18 protein-coding genes are annotated in these 24,116 nt (G+C 44.1%); 17 read left to right on the plus strand and 1 reads right to left on the minus strand.

Annotated elements, in window-relative coordinates; genetic code table 11:
- Positions 1-52 precede the first annotated feature (52 nt).
- The 5 genes from acsV to KQI91_RS02585 all read left to right on the plus strand — a co-directional run bounded on the left by acsV (position 53) and on the right by KQI91_RS02585 (position 6,905).
- Complete coding sequence (acsV, locus tag KQI91_RS02565; RefSeq protein WP_216391311.1) at positions 53-1,981, plus strand: corrinoid activation/regeneration protein AcsV; 1,929 nt, start codon at positions 53-55, stop codon at positions 1,979-1,981.
- Positions 1,982-2,071: 90 nt separating this feature from the next.
- On the plus strand, positions 2,072-2,773 hold the full coding sequence (locus tag KQI91_RS02570; RefSeq protein WP_216391312.1) for a DUF3786 domain-containing protein: 702 nt from the start codon (positions 2,072-2,074) through the stop codon (positions 2,771-2,773).
- Between the two features lie 60 nt (positions 2,774-2,833).
- A complete protein-coding gene (locus tag KQI91_RS02575; RefSeq protein WP_216391313.1) occupies positions 2,834-4,519 on the plus strand; it encodes a formate--tetrahydrofolate ligase in 1,686 nt (561 codons plus the stop codon).
- A gap of 871 nt (positions 4,520-5,390) precedes the next feature.
- Positions 5,391-6,020, plus strand: coding sequence for a cyclodeaminase/cyclohydrolase family protein (locus KQI91_RS02580; RefSeq protein ID WP_216391314.1), 630 nt, complete (start codon positions 5,391-5,393; stop codon positions 6,018-6,020).
- A 30-nt stretch (positions 6,021-6,050) separates the two neighbouring features.
- Positions 6,051-6,905, plus strand: a complete 855-nt coding sequence (locus KQI91_RS02585; RefSeq protein ID WP_015542879.1) for a bifunctional 5,10-methylenetetrahydrofolate dehydrogenase/5,10-methenyltetrahydrofolate cyclohydrolase — start codon at positions 6,051-6,053, stop codon at positions 6,903-6,905.
- A 78-nt stretch (positions 6,906-6,983) separates the two neighbouring features.
- On the opposite strand, the gene KQI91_RS02590 is transcribed toward KQI91_RS02585, so the two are convergent.
- On the minus strand, positions 6,984-8,489 hold the full coding sequence (locus KQI91_RS02590) for a 4Fe-4S dicluster domain-containing protein (protein WP_216391315.1): 1,506 nt from the start codon (positions 8,487-8,489) through the stop codon (positions 6,984-6,986).
- A 500-nt stretch (positions 8,490-8,989) separates the two neighbouring features.
- Between KQI91_RS02590 and KQI91_RS02595 the strand changes: the two genes are divergently transcribed.
- From KQI91_RS02595 to KQI91_RS02650, 12 genes are all read left to right on the plus strand, one after another.
- Complete coding sequence (locus KQI91_RS02595; RefSeq protein WP_216391316.1) at positions 8,990-9,469, plus strand: complex I 24 kDa subunit family protein; 480 nt, start codon at positions 8,990-8,992, stop codon at positions 9,467-9,469.
- Complete coding sequence (locus KQI91_RS02600; RefSeq protein ID WP_216391317.1) at positions 9,466-11,337, plus strand: NADH-quinone oxidoreductase subunit NuoF; 1,872 nt, start codon at positions 9,466-9,468, stop codon at positions 11,335-11,337. Before KQI91_RS02595 ends, KQI91_RS02600 begins: the two co-directional genes overlap by 4 nt.
- A 15-nt stretch (positions 11,338-11,352) precedes the next feature.
- The gene (locus KQI91_RS02605; protein ID WP_216391318.1) at positions 11,353-13,041 is read left to right on the plus strand and encodes a [FeFe] hydrogenase, group A; all 1,689 of its coding nucleotides are present in this window, start codon (positions 11,353-11,355) and stop codon (positions 13,039-13,041) included.
- A 558-nt stretch (positions 13,042-13,599) separates the two neighbouring features.
- Positions 13,600-14,442, plus strand: a complete 843-nt coding sequence (locus KQI91_RS02610; protein ID WP_216391319.1) for a fumarate hydratase — start codon at positions 13,600-13,602, stop codon at positions 14,440-14,442.
- Positions 14,443-14,444: 2 nt separating this feature from the next.
- Positions 14,445-15,002, plus strand: coding sequence for a Fe-S-containing hydro-lyase (locus KQI91_RS02615; RefSeq protein WP_216391320.1), 558 nt, complete (start codon positions 14,445-14,447; stop codon positions 15,000-15,002).
- 76 nt (positions 15,003-15,078) lie between these two features.
- Positions 15,079-16,548: a stage IV sporulation protein A gene (spoIVA, locus tag KQI91_RS02620; RefSeq protein WP_216391321.1), complete on the plus strand. Its 1,470-nt coding sequence runs from the start codon at positions 15,079-15,081 to the stop codon at positions 16,546-16,548.
- 213 nt (positions 16,549-16,761) lie between these two features.
- Complete coding sequence (locus KQI91_RS02625) at positions 16,762-17,907, plus strand: glycosyltransferase family 4 protein (RefSeq protein WP_216391322.1); 1,146 nt, start codon at positions 16,762-16,764, stop codon at positions 17,905-17,907.
- Between the two features lie 3 nt (positions 17,908-17,910).
- Entirely contained in the window at positions 17,911-18,885 is a 975-nt protein-coding gene (locus tag KQI91_RS02630; RefSeq protein ID WP_216391323.1) for an acyltransferase family protein, read from the plus strand.
- A gap of 129 nt (positions 18,886-19,014) precedes the next feature.
- Positions 19,015-20,466 (plus strand): sugar transferase, encoded by a 1,452-nt coding sequence (locus KQI91_RS02635; RefSeq protein ID WP_216391324.1) that lies wholly within the window; start codon positions 19,015-19,017, stop codon positions 20,464-20,466.
- Positions 20,467-20,605: 139 nt separating this feature from the next.
- On the plus strand, positions 20,606-21,655 hold the full coding sequence (locus KQI91_RS02640) for an NAD-dependent epimerase/dehydratase family protein (RefSeq protein WP_216391325.1): 1,050 nt from the start codon (positions 20,606-20,608) through the stop codon (positions 21,653-21,655).
- Positions 21,656-21,670: 15 nt separating this feature from the next.
- Positions 21,671-22,918 (plus strand): glycosyltransferase, encoded by a 1,248-nt coding sequence (locus KQI91_RS02645; RefSeq protein ID WP_216391326.1) that lies wholly within the window; start codon positions 21,671-21,673, stop codon positions 22,916-22,918.
- Positions 22,919-22,927: 9 nt separating this feature from the next.
- Complete coding sequence (locus KQI91_RS02650) at positions 22,928-24,103, plus strand: radical SAM protein (protein ID WP_216391327.1); 1,176 nt, start codon at positions 22,928-22,930, stop codon at positions 24,101-24,103.
- The last annotated feature ends 13 nt before the right edge of the window (positions 24,104-24,116 follow it).

Here is a 24,116-nt window from a genome sequence, read left to right on the forward strand (position 1 = left end):
CGCCACAGCTGAAAGACAAGAATATTCACGAGGCGAGAAAGGTGGTTACCGCATGTTTAAGGTGACATTTGCATTTGAAAATGGCAGTGAGGTAGAAGCATTTGCCAATGCGGGGGATAATCTGCTTGAGGTTGCACGTGGTGCGAACGTGGCAATCGATGCACCATGTTCCGGAAACGGAGCCTGCGGAAAGTGTCGGGTGCAGTTAAAAGGCGGAGAACTGGACTCAAAGAAAACTCTTCATATTTCCGATGAGGAATTTGAAAAAGGATGGCGTCTGGCATGTATGAGCAAAATCTGTGCGGATGTGGAAGTGCTTGTACCAGACATCGCATCTGCTTACAAGAGCAGAATGAAAGTGGCGGACTTAAGTTCTAAAGAAGAAATTGCAATTTTTGAAAAAGCAAAATCTCAGATCGAAGAAACCGGAATTCAGTTCAGAAACAGCCTGGAAGTGGTTGAACTTCAGATGGCAGAGCCATCTCTGGATGACACCATGCCGGATGTTGAGAGATTGACAAGGGCACTTCGGAAATTTATGAACCTTAACCGGATCAGAGTTCCGTATGCTGTTCTTCGTAAACTTCCGGATGTACTTCGTGCAAGTAAATTTTCAGTGAAGTGTGTTGTTCGTGTGACACCGAATGATATGTTTGTGTATGACATCTTTGACAGCAAAGAAGATGTCATTATGGGTGGTCTGGCTGTAGATATCGGTACTACAACTGTTTCTGCTGTCATTATTGATATGGCAACAGGTGAGATACTTGCAAAGAGTTCTTCTGGTAACGGACAGATCCGTTATGGTGCGGATGTTATCAACCGTATCATTGAGACCACGAAACCAGGCGGAATCAAGAAATTGCAGGATGCTGTGATCAAAGAGACGATCAACCCGATGATCCATGAGATGTGCAGAAGCATCCATCTTCCGGAGAATCAGATTTACCGTATGTGCGTGGCATCCAATACGACAATGAATCATCTGTTTGCAGGAATCAATGCGGATTACCTGCGTACAGAACCATACATTCCGGCATTCTTTAAGACAAACTCTCTGTTTGCGTCAGATGTTGGAATTGAAATTAACAAAGATGCACACATTATCATGGCTCCGAATATCGGAAGCTATGTAGGCGGAGATATCACAGCAGGTACACTGGTAAGTATGATCTGGAACAGACCGGAATTTTCTCTGTTTATCGATCTTGGTACGAACGGAGAGCTTGTATTTGGCAACTCTGATTTTATGATGAGCTGTGCATGTTCTGCAGGTCCGGCGTTTGAAGGTGGCGATATCAGCTGCGGTATGCGTGCGACGGACGGTGCGATCGAGGCATGTACCATTGATAAAGAAACGATGGAGCCGACTTACAAAGTAGTTGGAGAACCGGGAACCAAGCCGGTTGGACTCTGTGGTTCTGGTATCATTGATGTGATCAGTGAGCTTTACATGACCGGAATCATCAATCCGAAGGGCAAATTTGTCCGTGAAGGCAAGAGAATCCGTCATGATCATTATGGAATGGGAAGCTATGTGATCGCATTTGAGGAGGAAGCTGGTTCTTCCAAAGATGTTGAGATCACAGAAGTTGACATTGATAACTTTATCCGCGCGAAGGGAGCAATCTTCTCTGCAATCAGAACCATGCTTTCTTCTCTGGACTTTGATGTGTCCATGATCGATGATGTTTACGTTGCAGGTGGTATCGGAAGCGGTATCAATATGCAGAATGCAGTCAACATCGGAATGTTCCCGGATGTTCCACTGGAGAAATTCCACTATATCGGAAATTCTTCCCTGACTGGCGCATACCTGATGCTTCTTTCCACAGCAGCAGAAAAGAAAACCTATGATCTTGCAGCAAACATGACATATATGGAACTTTCAACGGTTCCGACTTACATGGATGAATTCGTGGGAGCATGCTTTATCCCACATACCGATGCATCCATGTTTCCAAATGTACATCAAAGATAATTTGATATCCAAGGGTAAAAAATATGAATGCTGTTCATGCTTGCACATGGTATAGCATTTGCATAATACTTAAATTTTTCGAGGTGAATTATGAGTTCTGACGTAAAAACAACATTTGATCCGGCAGAAATGGAATCTGTAGGCGATAAACTGGGATATGGAAAAGACAGCAAAGAGCGTCTCCCATGGGAACATTATCTGAGTCAGTATCAGGAGGCTGATCCGAAAGGGATTGCCGAGCGACTTGGTATTTCCTATAATGAGGAGGAGAAGTATTTTACTTTGAAATTCCTCGGAACAACGTATCAGATTTCCTGGCCGGATTTTCAGGTCAGCCACGAGGCAGACGATATGGGGTTTTACCCGCTGGAAACTATGGTTTATGCAAGAACTCTGACGATTCGCTTTCTGCTGAACGGTGCCGCATCTGCCGGCACCGGTAAATTCAAAACTTATCGCGAAATGCCGTGGGGAGAGGTCTATCTGAGACAGTTTGACGGAAGATGTATCAAACGACTGGCTTTTTCCTACGGAAACCGCATCAAAGATTTTCAGGCGATCATGGAACACATGCATTGTGTTCCGGTAAAGCACGGTGACATTGCTTATCAGCTTGAAATCTTTCCGGGATATCTGGTGCAGATGATCCTGTGGGAGGGAGATGATGAATTTCCTCCGTCCTCACAGATTCTCTTTTCGGATAATTTCCCGGTATCCTTCCAGGCAGAAGACATGGCTGTCATGGGAGATGTGATCATCGGATCACTGAAAGCTTATGCGAAAACAATCTGAAATACACGGAACAATCCGTAGGTATTGTAAGAACATGTACATAAAAAAGGAGGTAACATTATGGGATTCAAAAGTGACATCGAAATCGCACAGGAGTGCACAATGGAGCCAATCACCAAGATCGCGGAAAAAGCAGGGATTGACGACAAGTATCTGGAGCAGTACGGTAAGTACAAAGCAAAGATTGACTACAATCTTCTGAAAGAAAGCGACAAAAAGGATGGCAAGCTGATCCTTATGACAGCAATCAACCCGACACCGGCTGGTGAGGGAAAAACAACTACAACTGTAGGTCTTGCAGATGCCATGCAGAAACTTGGCAAGAACGTTATGGTTGCGCTTCGTGAGCCATCCCTCGGACCGGTATTCGGTGTGAAAGGCGGCGCTGCAGGTGGCGGCTATGCACAGGTAGTTCCGATGGAAGACATCAACCTTCACTTCACAGGTGACTTTCATGCGATCGGTGCAGCAAACAACCTTCTTGCAGCAATGATCGATAACCATATCTTCCAGGGTAATGCTCTGAACATTGACCCGAGAAAGATCACATGGAAGAGATGTGTAGATATGAATGACCGTCAGCTGCGTAACGTAGTAGACGGACTCGGCGGAAGAACAAACGGCATGCCACGTGAAGACGGATATGACATCACTGTTGCATCTGAGATCATGGCCGTTCTCTGCCTGGCAAGTGATATCACAGACCTGAAAGAAAGACTTTCCAGAATCATCATCGGATATACATATGGTAAAGTATCCGAACAGAAACCGGTAACAGCTGGTGACCTTCATGCAGAAGGCGCTATGACAGCCCTCCTGAAAGATGCTCTGAAACCGAACCTCGTTCAGACTCTGGAACATGTTCCGGCAATCGTTCATGGCGGACCATTCGCAAACATCGCTCATGGATGTAACTCCGTAACAGCAACCAAGATGTGTATGAAACTTGCTGATTATACCATCACAGAGGCTGGATTCGGCGCTGACCTCGGTGCTGAGAAATTCCTCGACATCAAATGTCGTATGGCGGGACTGCACCCAAGCGCAGTTGTTATCGTAGCTACTGTACGTGCCCTGAAATACAATGGCGGCGTAGCAAAAGCTGACCTCAACAACGAAAACCTGGAGGCACTGGAAAAAGGACTTCCGAACCTTCTGAAACATGTAAGCAATATCAAGAATGTATACAAACTTCCTTGCGTAGTTGCTATCAATGCATTCCCGACAGATACCAAGGCAGAGCTTGATCTGGTAGAAGCAAAATGTAAAGAACTCGGCGTAAACGTAGCCCTTTCTGAAGTATGGGCAAAAGGCGGCGAAGGCGGAATCAAACTTGCTGAAGAAGTTCTTCGTCTGGTTGAAGAACCAAACGACTTCTCCTTTGCATATGAACTGGAAGGCTCCATCGAAGATAAACTGAACCAGATCGTTCAGAAGATCTACGGTGGTAAGAGAGTTGTCCTGACAGCAAATGCTCAGAAACAGGCAAAACAGCTCGAAGCTCTTGGATTTGGCAACTGCCCGATCTGTGTAGCTAAGACACAGTACAGCCTGACAGACGATCAGACAAAACTCGGTGCACCGACAGACTTCGAAGTTACTGTACGTAACCTGAAAATCTCTGCAGGTGCAGGTTTCATCGTAGCACTGACCGGCGAAATCATGACAATGCCAGGTCTTCCGAAAGTACCTGCTGCAGAGAGAATCGATGTAGACGAAACCGGAAAGATTACTGGACTTTTCTGATAAGAAATAAGTCTCATATCAAAAGGTATAGTTTGTGCCTTATAAGGCATGGGAATTCAGTTTGGAAACTAGAAAACCCTGAGGGGGACTATCTCACAGTTGCGAAGGCCGAATGTCCCCCTCAGACTCCCCCTTTTTGGCCACGCTGAAAAGAAGTTAAGTTGTGAACCTGAAAAATGACTTAGTTTGCGCTTGTATAAATACAGGTCATCGAAAAGAGTGAGAAAAATTGACTTGCATTATATATTTATAGTTTTAGACCATCAAGAAAGACGAGCAAAAGTGATTCGAATTACATTTGCATGATTATAAGTCATAGGCAAAGTCGAAAATTAGATGACCTAGATAACTCTTATATGCTTGCAGGTCACTAAAAAGAGTTAAATTGGTTGTCCTGGATTGTATTTATACAATTCAGAGTCATTAAAGAGCTTAAAATAGGTTGGCTTGAATTATACTTATATGATTCCGAGTCAATGAAAAGCTCAAATTTGGATGGCTCAAATTACATTTATACGAATGCTAGTCATAGAACGCGAAAATTTGTTTAAACCAGGAGTCAGGGAGTATGCGGTGCTGGTATCGACATGTCACGTTGACCGCTAACATCTGTCATTCCTACTCGGCGTGGCCAGGTGGGGTGCGCGAGGGGAGAGCGGCCCCCGCAACTCCGAGCGCCTCCCCTCGTATAGGGTTTTCTCATACTTACAAATATGAACAGGGTTTTGGGATTTGTCCCAGAAATCCAAATATAAAAACAGGTCTTCAGGAAATATCCTGAGATAACTTCAAGAGTCATCTTGAAAAAAGAAATATATAAAAGGAAAATTCCCTTTTATTTAGCAACATTTTATTACAGGAGGAAAATAAAATGGGATTCTCAAATAGTACATGCACAGAATTCGTTGAAGTTCTCGCATCCAAAGCCCCGGTACCGGGTGGCGGCGGAGCGTCCGCTTTAGTTGGTGCAGTTGGAACTGCACTTGGTAATATGGTAGGCAGCCTCACAGTAGGCAAAAAGAAATATGCAGATGTAGAAGATGAAATGTGGGAGCTGAAAGCAAAATGTGACCAGCTTCAGAAAGATTTCCTTCGTCTGATCGAAAGAGATGCAGAAGTTTTTGAGCCGCTTTCCAAAGCATATGGTATGCCAAAAGAAACAGAGGAAGAAAAAGCAGAAAAAGCACGTGTTATGGAAATCGTGCTGAAAGATGCATGTTCCGTTCCGATGGAAATTATGGAAAAATGCTGTGAAGCAATCGAACTGATCGTAGAATTTGGTGCAAAAGGCTCCAAACTGGCAATCAGTGATGCCGGTGTTGGTGCAGCTTTCTGTAAAGCAGCATTACAGGGTGCCAGCCTGAACGTATACATCAATACAAAATCCATGGCAGACAGAGAATATGCGGAGGAGCTTAATAAGAAAGCAGATGCAATGCTCGAAAAATACACTAAGATGGCAGACGAAACATTCGAAAGTGTTCTTGGCAGATTAAAATAATCAGCAACAAAATAGCGGAGGAAATATAAAATGGCAAAGCAGTTATTAGGAAAAGAAGTAACAGCAGCACTGAACGAAAGAATCAAAGCAAATGTAGCTGAGTTACAGGGAAAGGGTGTAAATCCGACTCTGTGCATTATCCGTGTAGGTGAAAACCCAAGCGATATCTCTTATGAAAGAGGAGCAACAAAACGTTGCGAAACACTTGGTGTTGCATGCGAAAAGATTCTTCTTCCGGGAGATGTAACACAGGAAGAGCTTCTTGCAACAATCGATAAAGTAAACAAAGATGACCATATTCATGGCGTTCTTCTGTTCCGTCCGCTGCCGAAACATCTGGATCAGGCAGTGATCGAGAATGCGCTTGCAGCAGAAAAAGACGTTGACTGTATGACAGATCTTTCCATGTCTGGTGTTTACACAGGAAAGAAAATTGGTTTCCCGCCATGTACACCACAGGCTTGTATGGAAATCCTGGATCATTACGGAATTGACTGCACAGGTAAAAAAGCCGTTGTGATCGGAAGAAGCCTTGTAGTTGGTAAACCGGCAGCAATGATGCTGGTTAAGAAAAATGCAACTGTAACCATCTGCCACACAAGAACCGTAGACATGCCGTCTGTAGCAAGAGAAGCAGACATCGTGATCGTAGCAGCAGGCCGTGCTGGTGTTGTTGGTGCTGAATATGTCAAAGAAGGACAGACCATCATCGATGTAGGTATCAATGTAAATGCAGAAGGAAAACTCTGCGGAGATGTTGACTATGCAGCAGTTGAGCCGATCGTTGATGCAATCACTCCTGTACCGGGCGGTGTTGGAAGCGTTACAACATCCGTTCTTGTAGGACATGTAGTGGAAGCTGCAATGAGAAAGGTTAATGGATAATCAAAAAATAGATTAGTTGTTAAAAGCGATATATATAGTTTGAGGAGTGAGATACGATGTCTCACTCCTCTTTTAGGTTTAGTTCAGTTCAATATCTACAAGTTCCTTTGGCGGAAGTTTCTTGGTACATCCGGCCAGGAATTTCTTCAGTTCTTTGGAAGATTTTGCAACCGGTACATTTGTTCCGGCACCGCCCATACATCCTCCAGGACAGGCCATACCTTCGATCATGCAGCCCTTGAGTTTGCCTGCTTTGGCAAGCGCGAGGACTTTTTTGCATTCAGCCAGACTTTCCGCATGTTCGATATGAACCGGTACATCCGGATAATATTCTTTCAGGCATGCTTCAATCGCACCGGCAACACCACCTGCAACTGCATATCCACGTCCTGCAGCTGTGGCGTCATGAAGAGAACCATCTTCCTCAAAAGAAGAAGGATCAATTTCACGTGCGTCGAACATCGCATCCAGTTCTTCGAAAGTCAGAACAAAGTCAACATCACTGCGGACGGTGCGGCGCATAGCTTCGAGTTTCTTGGACGCACATGGTCCGACGAAAACTACTTTTGCATCCGGATTTTCCTGTTTGACCTTACGTGCAGTGGCAACCATAGGAGTCAGTTCCTGAGAAATGTTGTCGATCATGGTCGGGAAAAATTTCTTTGCCATCATGGACCAGGAAGGACAGCAGGAGGTCAGAAGGAACGGAAGATTACCGGTAGCTACTTCTTTTGCATAATGATGGGCCTCAGAGATTGCCCCGACATCAGCACCAAAAGCAACTTCATGCACATCAGAAAAACCAAGAACCTGCAAGGCGGTCTTGAATTTACCCGGAGTGACGTCATCCCCGAACTGGCTGATATAAGCCGGAGCTACGATCGCAATGATCTTGTCACCATCGCGGAGTGCATGAGCCAGCTGGAAAATCTGAGATTTATCGGAAATTGCACCGAATGGACAGCTTACCATACACATACCGCAGGAAACACATTTGTCTTCCAGAATACTTGCGCGTCCCTGTTCATCACTTCCAATCGCTTTGACGCCGCATGCCTGTTCGCATGGACGAACATTGTGTGAGATGGCATCGTAAGGACAGGCTGCTTTACATTTTCCACATTTGATACATTTGTCCTGATCAATAAAGGATTTACCGTCTTTCATAGAAATCGCACCTTTTGGACATGCCTGCATACATGGATGAGCAACACATCCGCGGCACATGTTGCTGACGATGTATTTGTTCGGAGGACAGGCTGCACATGCAGAAGGGATAACCTGCATAAGCGGTGGCTCATAATATTTTTCGTTGATATTGCTGGCAGCCAGACCATCCGTCAGGTGAACAGCTTTGTTCTCCGGACGAAGGGAGAGACCCATTGCAAGACGGACTCTTTCGCTTGCGACAGCACGTTCTCTGTAAATGCTTTCGCGGTACTGAGCAGTTTCACTGACAATATTGTAAGGAATTGCTTCAATATCGTGAATAAGGGTTTCGTCAGAGGATTCGAATCCGGCTTTGGCTACTTCTGTGTAAACTCTGTGGCGGATAGATCTGACAGGTGTGTCATAATTTCTCATATAAAGTTTCTCCTTGTATAAAATTGGAATTATTCAGCACCAGGTATTCTTAGCAGAATCTGAAAATTCATCTGTCATAAGTTGGTGGCGTCTAAATAATTGAAAAATATTTTCATCTACCTGACACTATAATATAGGAAAGAATTTCCAAAAGCAATAAATATTATGTACTTTTCCGTGCACAAAACAAATAGATAAAAGAAACAGACTTTATAATAAGAAGGAAGATAAATATACTTTGTATAAAGTTGCATCAGAATAACAAATTGTACGGAAAGTTAACTCAATAAAACAAGATTGATAAAAAATTATGCAACATGTTAAAAACATCACAAAAAAGTTGCAAAAAATAAAAAAAATGAATAAATTAATTCAAATTTCCTATATTTGTCTTGTTAAAATTATATATTTCATGTATAATCAAATACAACAGAGCTGTGTAAATTATACAAAAACAATAAGCACAGAAAAAATCTATTTTTAAACAAGGAGGGAATTGAATGTTAGATCAGTCTTATTACGCGAAGACAGATGAGATCATTGAGCATTATGGACCTAAAGCTGCATCATTGATCCCGATCATGCAGGACATCCAGGCAGAATACCGTTACCTGCCGGGGGAACTTCTGACTTATGTTGCATCCAAGATAGGAGTTACAGAAGCAAAGGCTTATAGTGTAGCTACTTTCTATGAAAACTTTTCTTTTGAGCCAAAGGGAAAATATGTGATCAAGGTCTGTGATGGAACGGCTTGTCATGTGCGTAAATCCATGCCGGTCAAAGAGGCACTGATGAAAGAACTTGGACTTAGCAATAAGAAACATACAACGGATGATATGCTCTTTACAGTAGAAACTGTATCCTGCCTTGGTGCGTGCGGATTAGCACCAACTCTTACAGTAAATGATGAAGTACATCCGAAAATGACACCAGAAAAGGCAATTGATCTGTTAAATGAATTGAGAGGTGAGACGGTATGAGTATTGTGAGTAAAGATGATCTGCTCCAGAAGCAGGCCGAAGCAAAGAATACCCTGGAAACTTTTACCTGTCGTGTACTTGTCTGTTCAGGTACCGGATGTATCGCCTCCGGTGCACAGAAGATTTACGACGAGATGGCAAAACTGTGTGAGAATCTTGACTGGGTAAGCGTAGAAATGCAGAAAGACGTTCCACATGTCGGCGTTGTCAAGACCGGATGTCAGGGATTATGTGAACTTGGACCTCTGATGAAGATCGAACCGTATGATTATCAGTACGTGCATGTTCAGGTAGAGGACTGTAAGGAAATCGTAGAGCGTACTGTTATGGAAGGAGAGCCGGTTACCCGTCTGTTTTATCGTGATCATGATACTGCCTGTCCTCATCCATCAGACATTCCTTTCCTTAATCAGCAGACCAGGATTGTTCTGGAAAACTGCGGAAATATCGATGCAGAATCTATTGATGAATATATTGCAGTTGGCGGTTTTCAGGCTATGGCTAAAGCTTTCTTCGACATGACTCCGCAGGATGTCATCGATGAAGTGACCAAATCCGGACTTCGCGGCCGTGGTGGCGCTGGTTTCCCGGCCGGCAAGAAATGGTCTCAGGTTGCACGCCAGAAAGAAAAAGTACGCTATGTAGTATGTAATGGTGATGAAGGTGACCCGGGGGCATTCATGGATGGTTCCGTAATGGAAGGTGATCCATACAAGATGATCGAAGGTATGACCATCGCCGCATATGCAGTTGGTGCAGAGAACGGTTATATTTATGTTCGTGCAGAGTATCCGCTTTCTGTTAAGCGTCTCCGTATGGCAATCGAACAGGCAGAGGCTTATGGACTGCTTGGCGATAATATCCTCGGTTCTGGTGTAAACTTCCATTTACATATTAACCGTGGAGCAGGTGCATTCGTTTGTGGTGAAGGTTCTGCCCTTACCGCATCCATCGAGGGCAAACGAGGCATGCCGCGTGTCAAACCACCTCGTACAGTAGAAAAAGGTCTCTGGGAGAAACCAACGGTCCTCAATAACGTAGAAACCTATGCCAACGTTCCGAAGATCATTCTTCAGGGTGCCGACTGGTTCCGTACTATCGGAACAGAGGGAAGCCCGGGAACCAAGACATTCTCACTTACCGGTGCAATCGAAAATACCGGTCTTATTGAAGTTCCTATGGGAACCAGCCTTCGTCATATTATTTATGACATTGGTGGTGGTCTTAAGAGCGGCGCCGCATTCAAGGGCGTGCAGATCGGTGGACCATCCGGTGGATGTCTGATCGAGGATCAGATTGACCGTCCTCTGGATTTTGACTCTGTTAAATCTCTCGATGCGATCATGGGTTCCGGCGGTCTCGTAGTTATGGATGAGAATACCTGTATGGTTGAAGTTGCCAGATTCTTCATGAACTTTACACAGCGTGAGAGCTGCGGTAAATGTGTTCCGTGTCGTGAAGGAACCAAACGTATGCTGGAGATTCTGGAGAGAATTGTAGAGGGAAAGGGCGAAATGTCCGATCTTGATGAACTGGAAGAACTTGCAACCATGGTACAGAGTATGGCTCTCTGTGGACTTGGCAAGAGTGCACCGCTTCCGGTTATCAGTACTCTGAAACGCTTCCGCGATGAATACGAAGAACATATTAAAGATAAGAAATGCCGTGCAAAAGTCTGTACAGCACTTCGTAAGTTCCACATTAATCCAGAATTCTGTATCGGCTGTGGCAAATGTGCAAAGAACTGCCCGGCAGGTGCAATCAGTGGAAAGATCAAATCTCCGTATCATATTAACAATGACGTATGTATCAAGTGTGGTTCCTGTAAAGATAACTGTAACTTTGATGCGGTTTATGTGGAAGCATAGGAAGGAGGCTGAATTATGGGTACAATGACAATTGACGGTAGAAAAGTTGAATTTACCGATGAAAAAAACGTCCTGACCGTTATCCGTAACGCAGGCATTGATATTCCAACACTGTGCTATCATTCGGAACTTTCTACATTTGGAGCATGCCGTTTATGTACAGTAGAGGACGACAGAGGCAAAACCTTTGCTTCCTGTTCAGAAGTACCACGCGATGGTATGGTGATTCATACCAACACAAATAAATTAAGAAACTATCGTAAACTGATCGTGGAACTGCTCCTTGCAGCACATTGCCGTGACTGTACAACATGTATCAAGAGTGGTGAGTGTGTTCTCCAGGAACTGGCACATCGTCTTGGTGTAAGAACTGTCCGTTTCCAGAACACAAGAGAGCAGCATGAACTGGATTTCAGTTCTCCGTCTATCGTTCGCGATCCGAATAAATGTATCCTTTGCGGAAACTGTGTACGTGCCTGCGAGGAAATTCAGGGAATCGGCGCACTTGGATTTGCATTCCGTGGAACAGAAGCCATGGTTATGCCTGCATTCAATAAAAAGATTGCCGAGACGCAGTGCGTAAACTGTGGACAGTGTCGCGCATTCTGCCCGACAGGAGCTATTTCCATCCATACCAACACAGACAAAGTCTTTAAGGCGCTCGCAGATCCGGATATCCGTGTGGTTGCACAGATCGCACCTGCAGTACGTGTTGCAGTAGGTGATCATTACGGACTCCAGAAGGGACGCAGTGTAATGGGTAAGATTGTCAATGCACTTCACCGCATGGGCTTTGACGAAGTTTATGACACTACATTCAGTGCTGACCTTACCATCATGGAAGAAAGTGCAGAATTCCTCGATCGTATCGAGAAAGGTGAAAAACTTCCGCTTTTGACATCCTGCTGTCCGGCATGGGTGAAATTTATCACAGACCAGTACAAGGATTACATCCCGAATATTTCTACCTGCAGATCCCCACAGGGAATGCTTTCTGCAGTCATCAAAGAATATTTCCGTGATCCGGAACATGCAAAAGGCAAGAAGACCGTTATGGTTTCTGTTATGCCATGTACCGCCAAAAAGGCGGAGGCAGTTCGTCCAAACAGCTATACACATGGCGAAAAAGATACAGATATCGTTATCACAACCACAGAGCTTCTCCGCATGATTGACAACTTTGGCCTTGATTTTGCAGGGCTTGAGCCAGAAGCATGTGATATGCCGTTTGGATTCGGTTCCGGCGGTGGTGTTATCTTTGGTGTTACCGGTGGTGTTACAGAGGCAGTCCTCCGCCGTCTGACCCCGGATCACAGCAAAGAAGCAATGAGAGAAATCTCCGAGTGTGGTGTACGTGGAGACGAGGGTATCAAGGAATTCTCCGTACCATACAAAGGAATGGAAGTCAAGATCTGCGTAGCCAGCGGACTTGCCAATGCAAGAATCGTTATGGATCGTGTAAAGAATGGTGAAGCAGAATATCATCTGATCGAAGTTATGGCATGTCGTCGTGGCTGTATCATGGGTGGCGGTCAGCCGACCAGATCCGGTGACAGAACAAAAGCTGCCAGAGCAAGAGGTCTGTATAACGCGGATAATACAACGATTATCAAGAAATCCGATGAGAACCCGATGGTACTTGAACTTTATCAGGGACTTCTCAAAGGCAAGGAGCATGAACTGCTTCATAATGAGTTTTATTGATTTTTAACTTGAGGGTATGATGAGAGAGTAATATAGAGACATTACGCCGGGAGCTATGTGGCTCCCGGCTGTTTTTACATAGATATAATTCTCTCAAGAATACCCTTAATAATAAGACAATTACACTCATTATGTCACATTTCATTATGAGTTTCTGGTAGTAAAATAAGGGCACTTGCGTCCGGTCCTGAGCCAACCTCGTAAACAGGGGAATATATGTGCAAGGTGAAAAGGGGAATTACTGTCTTGTGTAAATCCTGCATCCTGCCTATATCGACTCACAGAAAGACCAGATGGAATGGTACAGACGACTCAGCAAGGCTTCCTGGTGGACGACTGTGCTAGCGATGGCCGTGGTGCTCTGTCTGAGCGCTTCTTAGCGCGAGTTTGCTAACACGGTCATCTATAAGCGCATGGGAGGACACAGGAAACGAAGCGTGTCGATGCACCATTCCACCTGGCCTTTCGTGAACCAGATCAATTTGCACGAATCTCTCCCTTGCACATATATCCCCGATACGATACAATAAAACAAAAAAACGAAGGAGCGTAACCCACATGCGTGAAATACAAGCATCAGTTATCACAGACACCATTGAGCGACTTTGTATCGAAGCCAACCAGGTGCTTCCGGAAGATATCAAGGAATCTATCCAGGCCTGTCGTGCGAAAGAGGATGGTCAGATTGCCTGTGGCATACTGGACAATATCATTGAAAACTATCAGATAGCAGAGAACGAGCAGGTGCCGATCTGTCAGGATACAGGAATGGCCTGTATATTCCTGGAAATTGGACAGGACGTACATATTGCAGGCGGTGATCTCACCGAGGCTGTCAATGAAGGTGTGCGTCGTGGCTATACAAATGGCTATCTCCGCAAATCCGTTGTAAAAGATCCGGTACGCAGAGGAAATACCGGAGACAATACACCAGCGATGCTTTATACCGAGATCGTACCTGGCGAAAATATCAAGATCACGGTCGGTCCCAAAGGCTTCGGAAGCGAAAACATGAGCGCAATCCGCATGTTCAAGCCATCTGCCGGTATCGAAGGAATCAAAGATTTTATTCTTGAAACAGTTGAGACAGCCGGACCCAATCCATGTCCGCCAATGGTTGTCGGCGTAGGAATCGGAGGTACTTTTGATAAGGCAGCACTTCTTGCAAAAAAGGCTCTGATGCGACCGGTAGATTCCGAAAACGAGGATCCATATTATGCGGATCTTGAGAAAGAAATGCTCGAAAAGATCAATCAGCTTGGGATCGGTCCGCAGGGATTTGGAGGCAGAACAACTGCAATTGGTCTGAATATCGAGACTATGCCGACACACATTGCAGGCATGCCATGTGCGATCAATATCAGCTGTCATGTAACAAGACACAAAACGGAGGTGATCTAAAGATGGAACGTCATATTACATTACCACTTACCGAAGAACTTGCAAAGACACTCCATGCAGGTGATACTGTTTATCTGACAGGAACGATTTATACCTCCCGTGATGCAGGACATAAGAGAATGTGTGAGGCATTAGCCAGAGGAGAAGAACTTCCTTTTGATCCAAAAGATGCAACCATCTATTATGTAGGCCCGACTCCGGCAAAACCAGGTCAGGTCATTGGATCCGCAGGTCCGACTACCAGTGGACGTATGGATGCTTATGCACCGACGATGATGTCCGTTGGAGCCCGCGGCATGATCGGCAAGGGAGCACGCCTTCCTGAAGTCGTAGAGGCCATGAAGAAATATAGTGGCGTTTATTTTGGTGCAATTGGAGGAGCAGGTGCACTTCTTGCGAAATGTATCAAGAAGGCGGAACTCGTTGCTTACGAAGACCTTCAGTCTGAAGCACTCCGCAGACTTTATGTTGAAGAAATGCCGCTTGTAGTCATTATCGACTGCGAAGGAAATAATCTCTATGAGCAGGGAAGAGAGGCCTATCTCAAAGAACATATGTAATCATAACTGAGTCCCCTTATGCATATAAATATAACAATACATGGGATTGTGTGAATATATGCGAGGGGGCTTTTGTATGGAAAATTTTCAGGTTTACCGGGATATTCAGGCACGTACCGGTGGTGATATATACATAGGCGTTGTTGGACCGGTTCGTACCGGCAAATCTACCTTTATCCGAAGGTTCATGGAACTGGTGGCATTGCCGTCAATGGATCCGGCAAAACAGGCGGAAGTGCGCGATCAGCTTCCACTGAGTGGATCCGGCAAACTGATTACGACGGTAGAACCCAAATTCATACCAAGAGAGGCAGTAAGTGTGGATCTGGGTGAAGATCAGAAAGTGAAGATCCGCCTGATCGACTGTGTGGGATTTCTGGTAAAAGATGTCAGCGGACATATTGAAGATGGCCGAGAACGCATGGTAAAAACACCATGGTTTGACAAAGCGATTCCTTTTCACGAAGCGGCGGAGACCGGCACACGTAAAGTGATACAGGAACATGCCACGATCGGGCTGGTGATCACAACAGACGGCAGCTTTGGAGAGCTTCCGAGAGAAAACTTTATTGAGGCAGAAGAGACGACTGTTACACAGCTCAAAAAACAGGGAAAACCATTCCTTCTTCTGGTCAATTCACAGATGCCGTACAAAGAGGAGACACAGAAGCTTGTAAGGGAACTGCAGGAGAAATATGGGATCACAACCATGGCAGCAAACTGTGAACAGTTGCGGAAAGAAGACATTGCCAGGATCCTGTCCAATATTCTGTATGAATTTCCGGTCAGCGAAATTCAGTTTTTTGTTCCGAAATGGGTGGAGATGCTGCCAGCAGATCATGAACTGAAACACGAGCTTCTGGATAAGATTCGGGAGCAGATGAAGAAAATGCTTCACATTCGTGATATTACGAAGGAATCTGTACAGATGGAAAGCCCTTATGCGCAGGATATACTCCTGGAAGATGTAAGCCTGTCCAGTGGAAAAGTGCGTATCCGTGTACAGATCAAGGATATCTATTATTACAAAATGCTCAGCGAGATGAGTGGTATCCGGATGGAGAGTGAGTATGATCTGATACATACCATGAAAGAACTGGCGGCCATGAAGGAACAGTATGTAAAAGTCCAGTCGGCATTGGAGGCAGTCAGAGAGACCGGCTACGGTGTTGTGGTTCCGGAGCTTAATGAGATTCAGATAGAAGAACCGTCTGTGATCCGTCAGGGAAGCAAGTATGGAGTGAAGATCAAATCCAAGAGTCCGTCTATCCATATGATCCGGGCAAATATCGAAACAGAGATCGCACCGATCGTGGGAACAGAGCAGCAGGCAAATGATCTTATTCAATATATAGGAGAAAGCAGCCAGAGAGGAGAGAGCATCTGGGAGACCAATATCTTTGGCAAATCCATCGAGCAGCTGGTGCAGGACGGCATCCGCAGCAAACTGACTACGATCGGAGAAGAGAGCCAGTCCAAACTGCAGGATACGATGCAGAAGATCGTCAACGACAGCAAAGGTGGAATGGTATGTATTATAATATGAAGAAAAACCTATCAAAATGATATGTGAAAATATGGTCATTCGGAAACATCTGTGTTCCATGGCCATATTTTTTTCAGGAGATCAGCAGACACGGATAACAGTGTCTGAATCGGTTTTAACATAAGATAAATGTTGACGAATTGTGTCGTAAAAGGTATGATATAGCGAGGAAACGAAATAATAAAGATAAAAATAATGCTAAAAGAGGAAGTTATGGATAAAAGAAAAAAGAAAACTTCTCCGCTTAGAATTGCGGTTCTTGGACACAAAACAATTCCAAGCCGCCAGGGTGGAGTTGAGATCGTAGTGGAAGAACTGACTGTCCGCATGGCAAAGATGGGACATAAGATTACGGTATATAATCGTAGCGGACACCATGTGAGCGGCAAAGAATTTGACGAAAAGAGATTAAAAGAATATAAAGGCATTCGTATGAAATATGTACCGACAATAGACAAAAAGGGACTGGCAGCGATGAGTGCTTCCTTTTTTGCGGCGGTTGCGGCAGCCTTTGGGAGATATGATGTGGTACATTTTCATGCAGAAGGACCGTGCGCAATGCTGTGGCTGCCAAAATTATTTGGAAAGCGTTGTATAGCTACTGTACATGGACTGGATCACCAGAGAGCAAAATGGGGCAAACTGGCCAGTACCTATATTATGCTTGGTGAAAAATGTGCGGTCAGATTTGCGGATGAGATCATTGTATTAAGTGAAGGCGTACAGAACTATTTTAAAGAAACTTATGGACGGGACACAAAATTCATTCCTAATGGAGTAAACCGTCCGGTCATCAGAGAGCCGGAACTCATCAGAGAAAAATTCGGACTAGAAAAAGATGATTATATCCTGTTCCTGGGCAGACTTGTTCCGGAAAAAGGAATCGCTTATCTGATCGAGGCATTCAAAAAAGTTAATACGGACAAGAAATTAGTTATTGCAGGCGGCAGCTCCGACACAGATGAATTTGCAGGTCAGCTAAAAGAAATGGCAAAAGGTGACGACAGAATTCTCTTTACCGGATTTGTACAGGGACAGATGCTGGATGAACTGTACAGCAATGCTTATATCTACAGCCTTCCGAGTGATCTGGAGGGAATGCCGCTCAGTCTGCTGGAAGCAATGAGCTATGGTAATTGCTGCCTGGTTTCTGATATAGATGAATGTGCGTCTGTAGTAGAAGATAAAGCAATCGTATTTAAGAAAAGCAATGTGGCAGATTTGCAGAGCAAACTTCAGGAAGCATGTGATGATGCAGAACAGGTCCGGAAATACAAAGATGCTGCAGCAGATTATATTTGCGGCAAGTACAACTGGGATGATGTTGTGAAGAGAACGCTGCAGTTATACAGGAGATAAACGATGAAAAAGAAACATTATGGAGCAATTGACGGATTGCGGATGATTGCCGCTTTTGGCATTGTGATGATGCATATGAGCACAAACAACAACTACGAGATAGAAGGCTTTGTGTATAACCGGATCATTCCGTCCTTTACCAATTTTGTATATTTGTTTATGGTTGTATCTGCCTTTGGCATGTGCTGCGGGTATTATCAGAAAGTCTTAAACAACCAGATTTCCTGGTCAGACTTTTACGGCAAGCGATTTAAGAAAATTCTTCCGTTTTTTGGCCTGCTTGTTTTGATCGATGTAGTCATGTCTCATTCTCTGGGAAGCTTATGTGAGGGTTTTGCAGACCTGACGCTGGTGTTTGGATTTTTGCCGGCCGACAGCATTTCGGTAATCGGTGTTGGATGGTTTTTGGGACTGGTCTTTGTGTTCTATCTGATATTTCCGTTCTTCTGTGTCCTTATCGAGAACAAAAGAAGAGCGTGGATGGCTTTTGGCGTGAGCCTGATTTACAATTTTGTGTGTATTTGTTATTTTGACGTCGGAAGAAAAAATATCCTGTACAGTGCATGCTTTTTCCTGGCAGGCGGACTGATTTATCTTTACAGAAATCAGATTGCCCGTTTTAATTCATGGATCATGCTGGGAGCAGCATGGATCAGTATCGTGCTTTATTATGTGATCGGCGGATATTCTGTGATGAACCTCCTGGTGTCTGCGATGTTACTGATGTATGCGATCACAAAAACGGGAGGACTTCTGGATAACAGAGTTACGAAATTCTTCAGTGGAATCAGCATGGAGATCTATCTGTCCCATATGTTTATCTTTCGTGTGATTGAAAAGCTGGGTATCCATACAGTATTAGGAAATGGCTGGCTTCAGTATATAGTTACTGTGGTTGTTGTAATTGCGGGAGCTTCTGTCTTCGCAATCGTAATGCAGAAAATATTTAACGGTATTTCGAAGAAGTTAGCCGCATGAAAGGGCCTGAAGCAGACACAGATGACAAAAATTGTGGGGAAGGGCACACAAGATATATGTTGACGAATTGTGTCATAAAAGGTAGAATAAGACGAAGAAACGAAAAAAATAAAAAAATGGAGTGAGCGTATGTATCGAAAATCCCCGCAAGGGTGGCTAAAGCACTGGGATTTTGTGCTGCTGGACATCATCAGTCTTCAAATCGCATTTGTTATAGCGTATATGCTTCGACTGGGAACGGAGAATCCGTACAGCAGTCAGGTATACCGGATGGAGGCGTTTGTATTTGTTCTGTGCCAGATTGCAGTGATGTTTCTCGGGCAGTCTTATCAGAATATACTCAGACGAGGATATTATATAGAGTTTACCAAGACTGCACAGCATGTTCTGATGGTCATGCTTCTGGCAGTCCTGTATCTTTTTGCAGTTCAGCAGTCGGCAGACTATTCAAGACTGACACTTTTTTATACGGCAGTCTTATATCTTCTGATTGCGTATGTCCTGCGAATCTGGCGCAAACATTATGTGCTGCGCAAAAATGCCAGTGACAAAAAAGAAAAATCCATGGTTGTGGTCGTATACTCGTCAGAGGCAGAAGAGACACTGCAGAGAATCATGAGCGGACCGATTCAGGATTTTGCGATCACAGGCATTGCATTACTGGATGAAAACTGCATTGCCACGGAGATTTCCGGCATTCCGGTAATCGGAAATATCAATACCGTAGAAGAATACCTCTGCCATGAATGGGTAGATGAAGTTTTCGTAAAGATCAGTGAGAATGTACCGTATCCGAAAAATCTGATCGAGGAAATGAAGACGATGGGGCTGACGATCCATCTTAGCCTTGGTGAACTGGAACAGTCGCTCAGCGGAAAAAATTTCGTAGAAAAAATTGGTGACTATTCCGTTGTTACATCCACGATCAATACGGTTTCTCTGAAACAGATGATGTATAAGAGACTGCTGGATATTGCTGGCGGTATTGTCGGATGCCTGATCACACTGCTTCTGATCGTGATCATTGGACCGATGATCTACATAAAATCTCCGGGACCGATTTTCTTTTCGCAGGTTCGTATCGGTAAAAACGGAAAGAAATTCAAGATTTACAAATTCCGAAGCATGTATATGGATGCGGAGGAACGCAAGGCTGAGCTGATGAGCCAGAACAAAATGGATGGACTGATGTTCAAGATGGACTATGATCCACGAATCATCGGCAGTGAGAAAAAAGACAAAAATGGTAATCCAAAAGGAATCGGAAACTTTATCCGTAAGACTTCTCTGGATGAATTTCCACAGTTCTGGAATGTCCTTAAAGGCGATATGAGTCTTGTAGGAACAAGACCGCCGACAGTGGATGAGTGGGAACAGTATGAACTCCATCACAGAAGCCGTATGTCCACAAAACCGGGTATCACAGGCATGTGGCAGGCGAGCGGCCGAAGCGACATTACAGACTTCGAGGAAGTTGTTCGTCTGGATACAGAGTATATCGAAAACTGGTCGATCGGAATGGATTTCAGAATCCTTCTCAAGACAGTTACATCTGTGTTAAAGGGTGAAGGATCTGTTTGATGAGGAACCATATGTCCAAAAGTAAAGAATCTCTATTATTACGCTGGTTGTCAAACCGGCGTAATTGTGCGATAATAAGATTATTATAGATTTCCGGACAGCGGAAATCGCGGGGGACAAATTATTTGGAGGAATATAGATGAGTACAGTAACTTTAGAAAATAAAACGATTTTAGTCACAGGTGCAGCCGGGTTTATCGGTTCCAACCTGGTGAAACGAATTTATCAGGAAACATCGTCAGTCACAGTGATCGGTATTGATAATATGAATGATTACTATGATGTGGCCTTAAAGGATTTTCGTTTGAATGAGCTGACCAAGTATCCTACATTTACCTTTATCAAGGGAAACATCGCTGATAAGGCACTGATCACAGAAGTGTTCGAAAAATACAAACCGTCTGTAGTCGTTAACCTTGCAGCACAGGCTGGTGTGCGTTACTCTATCACCAATCCGGATGCATATGTGGAATCCAACCTGGTCGGCTTCTTTAATATTCTGGAAGCCTGTCGCCATTGCGAGAATCTGGAGCATCTTGTTTACGCGTCTTCTTCCAGTGTTTACGGCTCCAACAAAAAAGTACCGTACAGCACAGAGGACAAGGTAGATAATCCGGTCAGCCTTTATGCTGCAACCAAGAAATCCAATGAGCTGATGGCGCATGCGTATTCCAAACTTTACAATATTCCTTCTACCGGTCTGCGCTTCTTTACGGTATACGGTCCTGCAGGACGTCCGGATATGGCTTATTTCGGATTTACCAACAAGTTAAGAAACAACGAAACCATCAAGATCTTTAACTACGGCAATTGCAAGCGAGATTTTACATATGTGGATGATATTGTTGAAGGTGTTGTCCGCGTCATGAAGAAAGCTCCGGATAAGAAAAACGGAGAAGATGGTTTACCGATCCCTCCTTATGCAGTTTACAACATCGGCAATCAGAATCCGGAAAATCTGCTGGATTTTGTACAGATCCTGAGTGAGGAACTGGTACGTGCAGGTGTATTGCCGGAGGACTATGATTTTGAGGCACACAAAGAGCTGGTTCCGATGCAGCCGGGAGATGTTCCGGTAACTTATGCAGATACCAGCGCCCTGGAGCGTGATTTCGGATATAAACCTTCCACCAGTCTGAGAGACGGATTAAGAAAATTCGCCGAGTGGTATGCTGAATTTTACAGATAAAAAGAGGGATGAAAGATGAGAATTTTACTGGTTAATTATAGATATTTTATTTCTGGCGGACCTGAAAAATATATGTTCAACATTAAGAAAATGTTGGAGGACAATGGTCACGAAGTGATTCCGTTTTCTATCCATTCGAACAAAAACGTGGAGACAGAGTATTCCAAATATTTTGTAGAACCGATCGGCAGCCGTGATGCGACATATTTCGAGGAGTGCAAAAAGACACCGAAGGTTATCTGGCAGATGCTGACGCGAAGTGTTTACTCTACAGAAGTGGAAAAAGCTATCAAGAAAGAAATCAAAGATGTAAAGCCGGATCTGGTTTATATCATTCATTTTGTAAATAAGCTTTCACCAAGCGTAATCACTGGAGCCAAAAAAATGGGAGTTCCGGTGGTGTCAAGACTGTCGGACTATTTCCTGCTGTGCCCGAGATTTGACTTTATGTACAACAAGAAACCATGTGAGGAATGTCTCACAAAGGGATACATGACCTGCATTAAGAAAAGATGTGTAAAAGGTTCTCTGTTTGCATCAGTTGTCCGTGTTTTCTCAATGAAAGTACACAAAATGCTGAATGTATACAAGGATGTGGATGCATTTATCACACCATCAGAGTTTTTGAGAAAGAAACTGATTGAAAATGGTTTTGACGAGAAGAAGATTACCTGTATCCCGACATTTACTGCCAGCAAATCTGAAGTAGGAGAGCCTCAGATTGGTCAGTATGGTCTGTATTTTGGACGAGTTACCGAAGAAAAAGGTGTTGATACCGTTGTTAAAGCATATGAAATGATGCCGGATCGTCAGGTAAAGATCATGGGTGATGATACCACTGACGAAGCAAAACGCTTAAAAGCATATGTCCAGGAAAAAAAGATCAAAAATGTCGAATTTGTTGGATTTAAAGCTGGTGAGGAACTGGAAAATATCATAAAAGGAGCGAGATTTACATTAATCCCTTCCATATGGTATGATAATCTTCCGAACACAGCACTGGAATCCTTCCAGTATTCCAAACCGGTCATTGCAAGTGATATCGGAAGCCTGCCGGAGCTGGTTCTGGACGGAGTAAACGGTTATCTGTTCAAACCTGCAGATGCCCAGGAACTGTGCAAGAAAATTGCATTGCTGGATGATGATACAGTAGTTGAAAAAATGGGTGCCGAGAGCAGAAAACGTCTGGAGAATCGATTTGCACCTAAAACACATTATGATGCATTGATGAATGTGTTTGACAGAGTAAGAAAAGGAAAGTGAGAGTAAAAAATGTCTGAAGAAAAGAAATTAAATGGTACAGTTATTGTTACTTATCGTTGTAATGCGCGCTGTTCCATGTGTAATCGTTATAAAGCACCTTCCAAACCGGAAGAAGAAATCGGAATTGAAACAATCAGGAAGCTGCCTAAGATGTACTTTACCAACATCACCGGTGGAGAACCGTTTATCCGTACTGACCTGAAGGATATTGTACGTGAGCTGTACAAAAAATCCGATCGTATCGTTATCTCTACAAATGGTTTCTTTACAGACCGTATCGTTGATCTGTGTAAAGAATTCCCTCAGATCGGTATCCGTATCTCTATCGAGGGACTGGAACAGACAAATAACGAGATCCGTGGTCTGCAGAACGGCTATCAGCGTGGTTACAGCACACTGAAAAAACTGCGCGAGATGGGCATGAAAGACGTTGGATTCGGTATGACTGTACAGGACAAAAACGCTCCGGACTTAGTTCCACTGTACAAGATTTCCAATGAAATGGGTATGGAGTTCGCAACCGCAAGCCTTCATAACAGTTTCTATTTCGTTGAGGCAAAAAATATTATCAAAGACCGTCCGATGGTCGCAAAGAACTTTGAAAACCTGGTAAATGAACTGCTTCGCAGCAACAGCCCTAAGAAATGGTTCCGTGCGTACTTTAACCATGGTCTGATCAACTATATTTACGGTCAGAAACGTCTGCTGCCTTGTGACATGAGTTTCGATACATTCTTTATTGATCCATATGGTGATGTTATGCCTTGTAACGGTACCAAGGACAAAGAAGTTATGGGTAATCTGAACAGCCAGAGCTGGGATGAACTGTGGAACAGCCCACAGGCAGAGGAAGTTCGTAAAAAAGTTCGTTGCTGTGACCGTGACTGCTGGATGATCGGAAGTGTAAGTCCCGCCATGCATAAATATATCTGGAAGCCGGCGACCTGGGTTCTGGTTCACAAATTCAAAGCCCTGTTCAGCAAACATCCGTACAGCATGTACGAGCTGAAAGTCTGCCGTGACTACCGTGACGGAAAAGTCACAAAAGAAGAGCTGGATAAATGCAGTACCTGTGACATGAACTGCGTGATCAACAATGGTCTGAGTGAGGCATCCAAAGAGCAGCTGAAACATAAGACCGGTGAAGAGATCGTAGATGCAGATATTGCAGAACAGATGAAATAGTGAGGCCATAATA

Origin of the sequence: Blautia sp. MSJ-19, assembly GCF_018918125.1 — a bacterium.
Classification (GTDB): Bacteria; Bacillota; Clostridia; order Lachnospirales; family Lachnospiraceae; genus Blautia_A.

Bases quoted from the DNA above. Each gene is read 5' to 3' on its own strand.
- KQI91_RS02645 (WP_216391326.1), top strand. From the start codon at position 21,671: ATGAGAATTTTACTGGTTAATTATAGATATTTTATTTCTGGCGGACCT.
- KQI91_RS02630 (WP_216391323.1), top strand. From the start codon at position 17,911: ATGAAAAAGAAACATTATGGAGCAATTGACGGATTGCGGATGATTGCC.
- KQI91_RS02615 (WP_216391320.1), top strand. From the start codon at position 14,445: ATGGAACGTCATATTACATTACCACTTACCGAAGAACTTGCAAAGACA.
- KQI91_RS02590 (WP_216391315.1), bottom strand. From the start codon at position 8,489: ATGAGAAATTATGACACACCTGTCAGATCTATCCGCCACAGAGTTTAC.
- KQI91_RS02575 (WP_216391313.1), top strand. From the start codon at position 2,834: ATGGGATTCAAAAGTGACATCGAAATCGCACAGGAGTGCACAATGGAG.
- KQI91_RS02640 (WP_216391325.1), top strand. From the start codon at position 20,606: ATGAGTACAGTAACTTTAGAAAATAAAACGATTTTAGTCACAGGTGCA.
- KQI91_RS02610 (WP_216391319.1), top strand. From the start codon at position 13,600: ATGCGTGAAATACAAGCATCAGTTATCACAGACACCATTGAGCGACTT.
- KQI91_RS02600 (WP_216391317.1), top strand. From the start codon at position 9,466: ATGAGTATTGTGAGTAAAGATGATCTGCTCCAGAAGCAGGCCGAAGCA.
- KQI91_RS02585 (WP_015542879.1), top strand. From the start codon at position 6,051: ATGGCAAAGCAGTTATTAGGAAAAGAAGTAACAGCAGCACTGAACGAA.
- KQI91_RS02635 (WP_216391324.1), top strand. From the start codon at position 19,015: ATGTATCGAAAATCCCCGCAAGGGTGGCTAAAGCACTGGGATTTTGTG.
- KQI91_RS02605 (WP_216391318.1), top strand. From the start codon at position 11,353: ATGGGTACAATGACAATTGACGGTAGAAAAGTTGAATTTACCGATGAA.
- KQI91_RS02650 (WP_216391327.1), top strand. From the start codon at position 22,928: ATGTCTGAAGAAAAGAAATTAAATGGTACAGTTATTGTTACTTATCGT.
- spoIVA (WP_216391321.1), top strand. From the start codon at position 15,079: ATGGAAAATTTTCAGGTTTACCGGGATATTCAGGCACGTACCGGTGGT.
- KQI91_RS02580 (WP_216391314.1), top strand. From the start codon at position 5,391: ATGGGATTCTCAAATAGTACATGCACAGAATTCGTTGAAGTTCTCGCA.
- KQI91_RS02625 (WP_216391322.1), top strand. From the start codon at position 16,762: ATGGATAAAAGAAAAAAGAAAACTTCTCCGCTTAGAATTGCGGTTCTT.
- KQI91_RS02595 (WP_216391316.1), top strand. From the start codon at position 8,990: ATGTTAGATCAGTCTTATTACGCGAAGACAGATGAGATCATTGAGCAT.
- KQI91_RS02570 (WP_216391312.1), top strand. From the start codon at position 2,072: ATGAGTTCTGACGTAAAAACAACATTTGATCCGGCAGAAATGGAATCT.
- acsV (WP_216391311.1), top strand. From the start codon at position 53: ATGTTTAAGGTGACATTTGCATTTGAAAATGGCAGTGAGGTAGAAGCA.